General features: G+C 59.1%; 9 protein-coding genes and 1 tRNA gene. 5 read left to right on the top strand and 5 right to left on the bottom strand.

Annotated elements, in window-relative coordinates:
* The first annotated feature begins 80 nt into the window (after positions 1-80).
* The gene (locus tag LOY55_RS10180) at positions 81-1130 is read left to right on the top strand and encodes an HlyD family secretion protein (RefSeq protein WP_109785881.1); all 1050 of its coding nucleotides are present in this window, start codon (positions 81-83) and stop codon (positions 1128-1130) included.
* 49 nt (positions 1131-1179) lie between these two features.
* Positions 1180-2670 carry an MDR family MFS transporter gene (locus tag LOY55_RS10175; RefSeq protein WP_177412239.1) on the top strand — a complete coding sequence of 497 codons (1491 nt, stop codon included), beginning with the start codon at positions 1180-1182 and terminating at the stop codon, positions 2668-2670.
* 91 nt (positions 2671-2761) lie between these two features.
* On the opposite strand, the gene uvrB is transcribed toward LOY55_RS10175, so the two are convergent.
* On the bottom strand, positions 2762-4777 hold the full coding sequence (gene uvrB, locus LOY55_RS10170; protein WP_109785883.1) for an excinuclease ABC subunit UvrB: 2016 nt from the start codon (positions 4775-4777) through the stop codon (positions 2762-2764).
* A 338-nt stretch (positions 4778-5115) separates the two neighbouring features.
* On the opposite strand from uvrB, the gene LOY55_RS10165 reads away from it, so the two are divergent.
* Both LOY55_RS10165 and LOY55_RS10160 read left to right on the top strand, forming a co-directional pair.
* Positions 5116-6312, top strand: coding sequence for an amino acid aminotransferase (locus LOY55_RS10165; RefSeq protein ID WP_223524021.1), 1197 nt, complete (start codon positions 5116-5118; stop codon positions 6310-6312).
* Positions 6313-6560: 248 nt separating this feature from the next.
* Positions 6561-6761, top strand: a complete 201-nt coding sequence (locus LOY55_RS10160) for a hypothetical protein (protein ID WP_077430544.1) — start codon at positions 6561-6563, stop codon at positions 6759-6761.
* Here the strand turns inward: LOY55_RS10160 and LOY55_RS10155 are convergent.
* Entirely contained in the window at positions 6758-6988 is a 231-nt protein-coding gene (locus LOY55_RS10155) for a hypothetical protein (RefSeq protein WP_258667970.1), read from the bottom strand. The two genes, LOY55_RS10160 and LOY55_RS10155, sit on opposite strands and share 4 nt — an antisense overlap.
* Before the next feature lie 227 nt (positions 6989-7215).
* Here LOY55_RS10155 and LOY55_RS10150 point away from each other — a divergent pair.
* Positions 7216-7291 (top strand) — tRNA-Asn (locus LOY55_RS10150).
* A 241-nt stretch (positions 7292-7532) separates the two neighbouring features.
* Here the strand turns inward: LOY55_RS10150 and LOY55_RS10145 are convergent.
* The 3 genes from LOY55_RS10145 to LOY55_RS10135 all read right to left on the bottom strand — a co-directional run bounded on the left by LOY55_RS10145 (position 7533) and on the right by LOY55_RS10135 (position 12535).
* Complete coding sequence (locus LOY55_RS10145) at positions 7533-10619, bottom strand: efflux RND transporter permease subunit (RefSeq protein ID WP_223524018.1); 3087 nt, start codon at positions 10617-10619, stop codon at positions 7533-7535.
* Positions 10616-11737: an efflux RND transporter periplasmic adaptor subunit gene (locus LOY55_RS10140; RefSeq protein WP_223524016.1), complete on the bottom strand. Its 1122-nt coding sequence runs from the start codon at positions 11735-11737 to the stop codon at positions 10616-10618. Before LOY55_RS10140 ends, LOY55_RS10145 begins: the two co-directional genes overlap by 4 nt.
* A gap of 177 nt (positions 11738-11914) precedes the next feature.
* Entirely contained in the window at positions 11915-12535 is a 621-nt protein-coding gene (locus tag LOY55_RS10135) for a TetR/AcrR family transcriptional regulator (protein WP_077430547.1), read from the bottom strand.
* Positions 12536-12584 lie beyond the last annotated feature (49 nt).

Genomic DNA, 12584 nt, shown 5'->3' with positions numbered 1-12584 from the left:
GGCATTTACCGCTTGTCGGCTGTATGACAGATTCACCTGCTGATAACTTTCCTTACAATTTCTCGACTACAGTCTGCCCCATGCCTGCCCAACTCAAGCGTCGCCTGTTTATTTTCTTGTTGCTCGTCCTGCTGATTGCCGGGGCCTTCTTTGCCCAGTGGTTCTTCAAGGGGCGATTTTATGAAAGCACCGATAACGCCTATGTCCAGGGCGAGATTACCCGCGTCTCAAGCCAGTTGAGCGCGCGCATCGACCAAGTCTTGGTGCACGACAACCAGCATGTCGAAAAAGGCCAGTTGCTGGTCAAGCTTGAAGGCGCCGACTTCCACCTCGCCGTTGACCGCGCCAGCGCTGCCCTCGCCACTCGCGAGGCCGAACGCCTGCAAGCCCAAAGCAAGCTGACCCAACAATCGAGCCTGATCGCGGCCAGTGAAGCGCAAGTCGCGTCCAGCCAGGCGAGCCTCGGCCGGTCGCTCATCGATTTGACTCGCGCCCAAACCCTGCGCAAACCCGGTTTTATTTCCGAAGAACGGGTGACCACCCTGTCCGCCGATAACCACATCGCGCGCTCCCAGGTCGTCAAGGCTCAGGCGGACGCTCAGAGCCAACGCCAGCAAGTCAACGCCCTGACCGCTGAGATCAAACGTCTTGACGCGCAGATCGCCAACGCCAAGGCCGACCTGGCGCAAGCCGAACTGAACCTGACCCGCAGCGAAATCCACGCGCCCATCAGCGGCCTGATCGGCCAGCGCGCCGCCCGCGAAGGCCAGGTGGTGCAGGCCGGCGCGTATTTGCTGTCGATCGTCCCGGACCAGGACATCTGGATTCAAGCCAACTTCAAGGAAACCCAGATCGGCCACATGGTGCCTGGCCAGAGCGCCGAACTGATTTTCGACGCCTACAGCGACACGCCGATCAAGGCGCGAGTCGACAGCCTGTTCGCCGCTTCGGGCGCGCAGTTCAGCCTGTTGCCGCCGGACAATGCCACGGGCAACTTCACCAAAGTCGTCCAACGGATTCCGGTCAAACTGACCTTCGCCGCGGACAATCCGCTGCAAGGCAAGATCCGCCCGGGCATGTCTGTCACCGCTAAAGTGAACATCAAAGACGCCCCTGACGATGGCCGGTGATCAACTGATCCGCCCGGTCGGCGAACCGACCCGGCGGGACTGGATCGCGGTGATGAGCGTCATGCTCGGCGCCTTCATGGCCGTGCTCGACATCCAGATCACCAACTCTTCGCTCAAGGACATTCAGGGCGCCCTGTCGGCCACCCTGGAAGAAGGCTCGTGGATTTCCACCTCGTACCTGGTGGCGGAAATCATCATGATTCCGCTGACGGCGTGGCTGGTGCAGTTGCTGTCCGCACGACGGCTGGCGGTGTGGGTTTCACTGGGATTCCTCGTCGCCTCGCTGCTGTGTTCCATGGCGTGGAGCCTGGAAAGCATGATCGTCTTCCGCGCCTTGCAGGGCTTCACCGGGGGCGCGCTGATCCCGCTGGCCTTCACCCTCACGCTGATCAAACTCCCGGAACACCACCGCGCCAAAGGCATGGCCATGTTCGCCATGACCGCCACCTTCGCGCCCTCCATTGGCCCGACGCTAGGCGGTTGGCTGACCGAAAACTGGGGCTGGGAATACATTTTCTACATCAACATACCGCCGGGCCTGCTCATGATCGCCGGCCTGATGTATGGCCTGGAGAAGAAAGAAGCGCATTGGGAATTGCTCAAGAGCACCGACTACATGGGCATTCTGACCCTCGGCGTCGGGCTCGGTTGTTTGCAGGTGTTTCTGGAGGAAGGTCACCGCAAGGACTGGCTGGAATCGAACCTGATCGTGACCCTGGGCAGCATCGCACTGATCAGCCTGATCACCTTTGTGATCGTGCAGTTTTCCAAACCCAACCCGCTGATCAACCTCGGCATCCTGCGCAATCGCAACTTTGGCCTGTCGAGTATTTCCAGCCTGGGGATGGGGGTCGGGTTGTATGGCTCGATTTATCTGTTGCCGCTGTACCTGGCGCAGATCCAGAACTACAACGCCCTGCAGATCGGCGAAGTGATCATGTGGATGGGCGTGCCGCAACTGTTTTTGATTCCGCTAGTGCCCAAGTTGATGAAGTACATTTCGCCAAAATGGCTGTGCACCCTGGGATTCGGGTTGTTCGGGCTGGCGAGTTTTTCATCGGGAGTGCTGAACCCGGACTTTGCCGGGCCACAGTTCAATCAGATCCAGATCATCCGCGCGCTGGGCCAGCCGCTGATCATGGTCACCATCTCGCTGATCGCCACCGCGTATATCTTGCCGCAGGACGCGGGGTCGGCGTCGAGCCTGTTCAACATCCTGCGCAACCTCGGCGGCGCGATTGGCATCGCCCTCCTCGCCACCCTGCTGGATGCGCGAACCAAGACCTACTTTGATTATTTGCGCGAAGCCATTGTGCCGAGCAATGCGCAGGTGGCCGAGCGGCTGTCGTCGATGGCGGACAGGCTAGGCAATGAGACGGCGGCACTGGCAAAGATCAGCGAGATTGCGCACCAACAGGCGTCGATCATGGCCTACAACGATGCGTTTCACTTTGTCGGGATTGCGCTGGGGGTGAGCATGCTGGCGATCTTGTTGACCAAGAAATTGCCAGAGGGGATTAAGGCTGGGGAAGCACACTAAGACCGAGTACGCCCCTATCGCGAGCAAGCTCGGCTCCTACATGTAGGAGCCGAGCTTGCTCGCGATGGCGGCCTGACAGGCACCGCAAATCTCAGACAGTAATCAACCGCTCCCGCAACTTGCCAATCTCATCACGCATCTGCGCCGCCGCTTCAAACTCCAGATCACGCGCCAACGCGTACATCTTCTCTTCCAGGGCTTTAATCCGCTTGGCGATCTCGCCCGGCGAGCGCAATTCCGCTTCGTACTTGGCGCTTTCCTCGGCAGCCTTGGCCATGCCCTTGCGCTTCTTGCTGCGCGAACCCGGCACGGTGGCGCCTTCCATGATATCGGCGACGTCCTTGAACACGCCCTTGGGCGTGATGCCGTTGGCCAGGTTGAAGGCGATCTGCTTGTCGCGCCGCCGCTCGGTTTCGCCAATCGCCCGCTCCATAGAGCCAGTGATGCGGTCGGCGTACAAAATCGCCCGGCCGTTGAGGTTACGTGCCGCCCGGCCGATGGTCTGGATCAGCGAGCGCTCGGAGCGCAGGAAGCCCTCCTTGTCCGCATCGAGAATCGCTACCAGCGACACTTCCGGCATGTCCAGGCCTTCACGCAGCAGGTTGATCCCCACCAGCACATCAAAGGTGCCCAAGCGCAGATCACGAATAATTTCGACTCGCTCTACCGTGTCGATGTCAGAGTGCAGATAACGCACGCGAACGCCGTGGTCGGCCAAGTAATCGGTCAAGTCTTCGGACATGCGTTTGGTCAGGGTCGTGACCAGAACCCGCTCTTCGAGCGCAACGCGCTTGGTGATTTCCGAAAGCAGGTCGTCGACCTGGGTCAGCGCCGGGCGGATTTCGATTTGCGGATCAACCAGCCCCGTCGGACGCACCAACTGTTCAACGACGCGGCCTGCATGTTCTGCCTCGTAATTGCCGGGCGTCGCCGAGACAAAAATCGTCTGCGGGCTGATGCTTTCGAACTCGTCGAAACGCATCGGCCGGTTATCCAACGCCGACGGCAGGCGGAAACCGTATTCCACCAGCGTCTCTTTACGCGAACGGTCGCCCTTATACATGGCGCCGACCTGCGGCACGCTGACGTGAGATTCGTCGATCACCAACAAGGCGTCAGCCGGCAGATAGTCGAATAACGTCGGCGGCGCCTGACCGGATTCACGGCCGGACAGGTAGCGCGAGTAGTTTTCGATCCCGTTGCAGTAGCCCAGTTCGAGGATCATCTCCAGGTCGAAGCGGGTGCGCTGCTCCAGACGCTGGGCCTCAACCAGTTTGTTGTTGGTGCGCAGATAATCGAGGCGTTCCTGCAACTCGACCTTGATCCCTTCGACGGCGCCCAACAGGGTTTCTCGCGGCGTCACGTAGTGGCTTTTCGGATAGAAGGTGAAGCGCGGCAGCTTGCGGATCACTTCGCCGGTCAGCGGATCGAACGCCGACAGGCTCTCGACCTCGTCATCGAACAGTTCGATGCGGATCGCTTCGAAATCGGATTCCGCCGGGTGGATATCAATCACATCGCCACGCACCCGAAAAGTCGCACGGGCGAAGTCCATGTCGTTGCGGGTGTATTGCAGGTCCGCCAGGCGACGCAGCAGCGCACGCTGATCGAGTTTGTCGCCGCGATCCACGTGCAACACCATCTTCAGATAGGTCTCCGGGCTACCCAGGCCGTAGATGCACGACACGGTAGTGACGATGATCGCGTCTTTGCGCTCCAGCAACGCCTTGGTTGCGGACAGACGCATCTGCTCAATGTGGTCGTTGATCGAGGCGTCTTTCTCAATGAAGGTATCGGACGACGGCACGTAGGCTTCGGGCTGGTAGTAGTCGTAGTAGGAAACGAAGTACTCCACCGCGTTGTTCGGGAAAAACGCCTTGAACTCGCCGTACAACTGCGCGGCCAGGGTCTTGTTCGGCGCCAGCACCAGCGTCGGACGCTGCACTTGTGCAATCACGTTGGCGATACTGAAGGTCTTGCCGGAGCCGGTCACACCGAGCAACGTCTGGTGCGCCAGCCCGGCTTCGATGCCCTCGACCATCAGGCGGATGGCTTCTGGCTGATCGCCGGCGGGCTCGAAGCGGGTGACTAGCTGGAATTCAGACATTCAATACCCCTGGATTCGCGCCTGCCCGGTCAAATGGGACAGCAACGAAAAAGACCGCAAACGGCTAAAACCGCCCGAGGAAAAAACTGGATTGTGCTCAATGTGGAGTCGATTGCCTGCTCTTTCAAGGCAAACGTCCTACATCCGGCGAATCGTTTGACGTCAGCATTCGACTAACGGTCGGAAAATAATCGGAAAAACTTAACGGAAAAGCCCAATCGTCTGTCGCCATCGATCGCAGATGGCCTCTATACTAGCTCCCCGTTTGTGCACCGCTCTAGTGCATTCGGCTGGAGCGCGACACGTCCCTCCATTCTCCATTCAGAGCCGCCGCAAAAATGAGCCTGTTCTCCGCTGTCGAAATGGCACCACGCGATCCAATCCTGGGCCTCAACGAAGCATTCAACGCCGATACCCGTACCAACAAGGTCAACCTGGGGGTCGGTGTTTACTGCAACGAGGAGGGGCGAATTCCACTCCTGCGCGCCGTTGTCGAAGCCGAGACAATTCGCGCCGCTCAACACGCTTCCCGTGGCTACCTGCCAATCGACGGCATCGCTGCCTACGACCAGGCAGTGCAGAAACTGCTGTTCGGCAACGACTCGCCACTGATCGCCGCTGGCCGCGTCATCACCACCCAAGCGGTGGGCGGCACCGGCGCACTGAAAATCGGTGCCGACTTCCTCAAGAAACTGCTGCCGAACGCCGTTGTAGCGATCAGCGACCCAAGCTGGGAAAACCACCGCGCACTGTTCGAAACCGCCGGTTTCCCGGTACAGAACTACCGCTACTACGACGCCGCGACCCACGACGTTAATCGTGCCGGCCTGCTGGAAGACCTGAACGCCCTGCCAAACGGCTCGATCGTTGTGCTGCACGCCTGCTGCCACAACCCGACCGGCGTGGACCTGAGCCCTGCCGACTGGAACAACGTGCTGCAAGTCGTCAAAGCCAAGGGTCACGTACCGTTCCTCGACATGGCCTATCAAGGTTTCGGCGATGGCATCGACGAAGACGCCGCCGCTGTGCGCCTGTTCGCCGAATCGGGTCTGACGTTCTTCGTATCCAGCTCGTTCTCCAAATCGTTCTCGCTGTACGGCGAGCGCGTTGGTGCGCTGTCGATCGTCAGCGAGTCCAAAGAAGAAAGCGCGCGCGTACTGTCGCAAGTCAAACGCGTCATCCGTACCAACTACTCCAACCCGCCTACTCACGGTGCAAGCATCGTTGCCGCTGTGCTGAACAGCCCGGTATTGCGCGCCCAGTGGAAAGAAGAACTGGCTGAAATGCGCCTGCGAATTCGCGGCATGCGCATCCAGATGGTCGACACCCTGGCAAAAAACGCGCCTCAGCGCGATTTCAGCTTTGTGGGCCGCCAGCGTGGCATGTTCTCTTACTCCGGCCTGACGGTTGAGCAAGTCACCCGCCTGCGCACCGAGTTCGGCATCTACGCCCTGGACACCGGCCGCATCTGTGTGGCTGCGTTGAACCAAAGCAACATCAAGGCCGTAACGGACGCCATCGTTCAGGTGATCTGAGTCGCCCGGTAGTACGAAAACGGGAAGCCGATGGGCTTCCCGTTTTTTATTTGTCGCAGATAATTCTCAAAGCAGTGGCTGCGCCCTCTAAACTCCCCCCATTCAACCTGTAGGAGTGAGCCTGCTCGCGATAGCAGACTGTCGGGCGACAATGATGTTGAATGTGATGGCCCTATCGCGAGCAGGTCGGATCGCCGCACCGTCACTCCTACAGGTTTGTGTACATCCAGGAATTTTACGAGCCCCCCATGAAAAACGATGACCTACGCGCTGACCGCGATGAGCTGGACCACTTCGTGCCTCGCACCCCAGCCAAACGCGGCAACAACCTGGTGCTGCAAGTCGCTGCGGGCGTATTTCTTGGCGGCCTGGCCTTGTGGCTGGTGCAACTGGGCGCCACGATGCTCTATGCCAAACTGATGCTCGGCACCCTTACCTTCGGCGGTTAAGCCAGTTCGGTGGCACGCTGACTGGCGGCGTCGTCATAGGCGACGTAGAGCGATTCCGCCACCTGACTCTTGATGGCCTTGGTGCTTTCCAGCCCCAGAACAAACCCTTCGGCCTTGCCGCCAGCACGGTTCAACTCCTCGGCGTTGCTGGCCTGAGTGATTGCGTCGAACAGTTTTTCGGCGTGCGAGCCAACCCCTTTGGGCAAGCTGATCTGAGCGATGCTCATGCGAACACCCCGTTGTTGAGAGGTGTAAGGATTGAATGGTTCATGGCGCGTACCTTTTCGGCGAATGGCCGGCAGCGCGTGTGACCACTTCCGGGCGGCCATGGTAGACCTCTGAAACGATTCTGGTAACCGCCCACGACCGATTAACCGCCGTCTGTCCCGACGAATCGGTCAAGTTGCTATCAGACGCTTGACTTCTCTTTTTGAATCAGTAACATAGGCGCCATTCCGCGATAGCTCAGTTGGTAGAGCAAGTGACTGTTAATCACTGGGTCCCTGGTTCGAGTCCAGGTCGTGGAGCCAGACAAGGTTCCAGAGAAGGCTTTCAAAATCTCTGCCCCCCGAAAAACCCGCCTTCTGGCGGGTTTTTTCGTTTGCAGGTCAAGCGAATGCTGGCGGATGCCATTGCCCCCCCCCATAGAAGCTAGAAGCCAAGAACCAAGCCAAGACGGAGGCCCCATCAACGGCCGCCACCTGGAAAGCGTTGCCCTCGACTGGTATTACGGCACGACCAAAGCGCACAGTGATCGGTGGCAAGCGGTACTCAAGCAACGTGAGTGTTCGCTGCAAACTCATGCGCGGGCTCAGGCTTGATCTTGAACCAGAGGGCATACATCGCTGGCAGGAACACCAGGGTCAGCACGGTGCCAGCAAACGTACCGCCAATCAGGGTGTAGGCCAGCGTTCCCCAGAACACCGAATGGGTCAGAGGAATGAACGCCAGCATCGCCGCCAACGCCGTGAGAATCACGGGCCTCGCGCGCTGCACAGTGGCTTCGACCACGGCGTTGTATGGCGACAGGCCGGCTTGCTCATTTGAGTGAATCTGGCCGATGAGGATCAGCGTGTTGCGCATCAGAATCCCTGACAAGGCAATCAGTCCCACCAAGGCGTTGATCCCGAACGGTTGCTGGAACAGCAGCAGAATTGGCACCACACCAATCAGGCCCAAAGGCGCGGTGGCGAACACCATCATCATTGCCGACATCGAGCGCACCTGAATGATGATAGTCAGCAACATCAGCGCGATCATGATCGGGAACAACGGCAACAATGCCTTGTTTGCTTTACCCGACTCCTCGATCGCGCCGGCAAACTCAATGCGGTAGCCCGCCGGCAGTTTTTCGGTGATGGGCTGCAACTGCGTTATCAAGGCGTTGGAGACATCGGGAGGCTGAAGACCTTCAGCCACGTCACCGCGCACGGTTATTGTCGGCGTACGATCACGACGTCGCAGGATGGGCTCTTCCATGCGCACATCCACCGCCCCGACCTGGGACAGCGAAACGCGCTGGCCTTGGACGCCGGTCAGCGTGAAGGCGGCAATTTTCGATGGATCCAGACGCGTCTCACCCGCGGAGCGAGCGACCACCTGAACCGAACGAATGTCCTCACGCACCTCGGTGACAGGCACCCCCGTGAGCAGAAATTGCAGCTGTTGCGCGACATCGGTCGAGGTCAAGCCGAATGCTTGCAGGCGATCCTGATCCAGCGTGAGATGAAGTGCCGGCACGCGCTCGCCCAAGTCGGTGTTGACGGTCCTCATCATGGGGCTGGCGGTCATGATCTCACGCACCTGCGCGGCGATATCCCGCAACACTGCGGGGTCGGCGCCCATCACCCGAAAGGCCACCGGATACGGTGAATAAGGACCAAATACCAACTGCGTCACTCGCACCCGAGCTTCAGGCGCCAAGCCATCGGCCGCCGCTTGTCTGAGGCGGAGCTTGAGCGCCTCACGCTCTTGCTGATTCGCGGTCAGGACGACGATTTTTGCGAAGGATGGATCGGGTAGTTCAGGGGCCATCGCCAAGTAGAAGCGCGGCGCGCCCTGGCCAATGTAAGCAGTGACGATCTTGGCCTCCGGCTGCTGAGCCAACCACGCCTCGACCTTGGCCGCCGCCACATCAGTCTGTTCGATAGAGGTGCCGTAAGGCATCTGCATCTCAACCAGCACCTCAGGTCGGTCGGACGTGGGGAAGAACTGCTTGTTGACCACGCCCATGCCCAAAATCGCAACAACAAACAAGCCCACGACGGATGTCGCCACCAGACCTTTGCGGCGGATCACACTGCCCAGCAGGCGCCTGAAACGCTGGTAGTTCGGTGTACCGTAAATCGCCGTATGTCCGCCTTCAGGCACCTTGATCTGCGGCAGCAGTTTGACGCCCAGGTAAGGGGTAAACACCACGGCCACCACCCAGGAAGTGATCAGCGCGATGCCAACGATCCAGAACATGTTCGCGGTGTACTCACCAGCGGTCGACTTGGCAAAACCGTTGGGCATAAAGCCGATCGCTGTCACCAACGTTCCCGACAACATCGGCGCGGCCGTGTGGCTCCAGGCATAAGCGGAGGCCTTGATTCGGTCGTAGCCCTCCTCCATCTTCACCACCATCATTTCAATGGCAATGATTGCATCGTCCACCAGCAGTCCCAGCGCCAGAATCAACGAGCCCAGGGTAATTCGATCAAAGTCTTTGCCCGTGGCCGCCATGACAATGAACACGGCCGCCAGGGTCAGCGGCACCGCCGCGGCAACCACAACGCCGACACGCCAGCCCATGCTGAGAAAACACACCAGCAGCACCACGCCCAAGGCAGCAAAAAACTTCACCATGAACTCGTTGACGGAGGCGCCAATATTCACCGCCTGATCCGTGACCTTGGTCAGGCTCATGCCCAAAGGCATCTGCTCGTTGATCGCTGTGGCCTCAGCGTCCAGCGACTTCCCCAAATCCAGGCCGTTCCAGCCGTCGCGCATGACCACGCCGAGCAACAGTGCCGGCTCGCCGTTGTTGCGTACCAGGAACGTCGCGGGGTCCTCATAACCACGCTTGACCTCAGCCACATCGGACAACTTGAGGGTTCTGCCTTGCACCGTCAGTGGGGTATTACGAATCTTCTGCAGGTCATCAAACGCGCCATCCAGGCGGATGAAAACCTGTGGGCCCTTCGCTTCTACCGAACCTGCCGGGGTTATCATGTTTTGCGTGTTCAACGCACTGAAGATGTCTCGTGCGGAAATGCCCAGTGTCGCCAAACGCTCGTAGGACAGCTCGACAAAAATGCGCTCGGCCTGTTCACCGATGATGTTGACCTTCTTCACACCCGCCACATGCAGCAGACGCTGGCGCAAGCTCTCGGCTTCGCGCACCAACAGACGTTGGGGCTCGCCCTTGGCCTTGAGCGCATAGAGCGCGAAGGTGACATCGGAATACTCATCATTGACCATCGGGCCGATCACCCCAGACGGCAACCCCTTCTGCTCATCCAGGATTTTCTTGCGCGCCTGGTAAAACTCCTCCTGGACGGCTGAGGGGGGCGTGCTGTCGAGCAGGTACACCGTAGTGAATGCCAAGCCGGGCCGGGTAAAGGTCTCGGTCCGATCGTACCAACGCAGTTCCTGCATGCGTTTTTCCAGCTTTTCTACCACCTGGTCTTGCATCTCCTGGGCCGTCGCCCCAGGCCAGGCGGTGACCACCGTCATTTGTTTAATGGTGAATGCGGGATCTTCCGCACGCCCCAGTTTGAAGAAGGCGTACAACCCACCCACAGAAATCAGCAGGATCAAAAACAGGGTGATTGAGCGCTCGCGTACGGCCAGCGCCGAAAGATTGAAGCCGCTCATCGACTTACCTCAACCACTGAATTTTGCGGAGCATCGGCGAGTTCAGTCCTGACCTTCTCTCCCTCGCTCAGCAAGTGAGCACCCAATGCGACAACTCGATCACCCACCTGCAGATCCCCCGTCACGCGCACGCTGGCCTCATTATTCAGGCCGCGAACCTTGATCGGGCGCCATGCCACCTGCTCAGCTTCCCCGCCCACCACCCAGACCCCCGGGCCTTTACCGGCGTCGTAGAGGGCCCCCATGGGCACCTGTAATTCCTTGGCATCAGCAACATCCGTGTCAGCGATAACCACTGAGATCGTCGAACCCAGGGTGGCGTTGGAGAGCGCCCCCTCCAGCACATAACGCGCTTCAAACGTTCGGGTCTGTCGGTCGGCAGAGTCGGACAACTGGCGTAAACGCGCTTTACCTGCAGTCTGGTGCTGGCCGTATAACTCAACCGTCGCCGCCGAGCCCAGCGCAGGACGTAGCGTCTCGGGTAACTGGATCACGGCCTCGCGCTGCCCTGAATGGGCAACGCGTACCACCACCTGCCCTGCGCCAACTACCTGCCCCGGCTCCGCCAAGGTATCCACTACCACCCCGTCAGCATCCGCCAGCAACGTCGAATAACCGGTCGCGTTTTTCGCCACATCAGCCTGGGCCTGGGCAGCGTTGAGTTGGGCTTTCGCCGAGTCGGCAGCTGCTTTGAACCCTGCGTAAGCTGAAGCAGATACCGCTCCGACGGACACCAGATCACGGTAGCGAAGCTCGTCATCGGAGGCCTGCCGAGCTCGGGCCATGGCGGCCAGTACCGCTTCCTGCTGTGCCCGCGCGGTCAGCGTCAGGTCGTTGGCATCGATTCGCATAAGTGGCTGCCCGCGCTTGACACTTTGTCCAGCATCCACCAAACGCTCCAAGACCTTCCCAGGGACCCGAAAACCGAGATCGCTCTGAACTCGGGCCGCGACGATACCGGTGAATACCCGTGCCGCAGGCGCGGAGGGTTGAACCACGCCGATGCGCACCAAGGGCACTTGAAGGCGAGGATCGGCAGGCGTGGCCTCGTTGCAGGCCGCTAGGGCAAACGGCAACAAGACAATGAAAATGGCTGACATGCGGTGGCGCTGGATCATAAAGATCTCTCGGTAGCGGATGCACCATGCTTATTCAAGTGACCATTTATGTCAATAGTCACTACCGAGACGAATGAACATCGCCCACTTGATCAGAGCAAAGCAAAGAGGCTCGATATCTAGTTTTTTCAGGCGCACACGCTGATACGGATGCGCAGCGCATCCGTCAGCAGAGGTTTAAGGCATCAGGCTGCGCAGAACAAGATTGGAGATAAGCGAGGGGGCTTCTTCAACAAAATCGAGGTTGTACTGCAATAGCAGAGGATTGATGAAGGGCCGCAGAGCGAGATGAATCGCCTCTACCGTCTCGTCCAGCGGAGTCTTGCGTTCAAACTCACCGAGCTCTCGCCCCTCACGCACGATTTGCAACACGAAGCTCTTGATCTGAGCGTCATAGACTTGTGAGCAGGGCCATCGCTCCGACGCGGCGAACGCTGCGATGTCGTAGAGTTTACGGTCGTTAAAGAACAGGCTCACCCCTGTAGCGATTAAGGTTTTGACCAGGCGCCGAAAACGTTCAGTCGGCGAGATGCCGTCTACATTGATGGCTTGCTCCACTGCCGCAACGATTTCAGTCAGGCAATTTGTACAGATTGCTTCACCAATCGCCTGCTTGGATTCAAAGAATTTGTAGATGTAAGCCTTGGAAAAGCCGATGGCCTTGGCTAGGTCAGAAACCGTTGTTTTGCCATAACCGTATTGACTGAAATGTTCGTTGGCCGCCGCGACAATCTGGTCTCGAATGTCGTGATCGGCTGGGCCACGGGCGCTGGGCGAAGAAACTGAAGGCTGATTCATGCGAGCAGCTTACTCATCCCAAAGGTGGTTGACAACTTGTGACCAATTT

Origin of the sequence: Pseudomonas sp. B21-040 (assembly GCF_024748695.1) — a bacterium.
Lineage (GTDB): Bacteria > Pseudomonadota > Gammaproteobacteria > Pseudomonadales > Pseudomonadaceae > Aquipseudomonas.
This window is presented reverse-complemented; position numbering and strand designations above follow the sequence as displayed.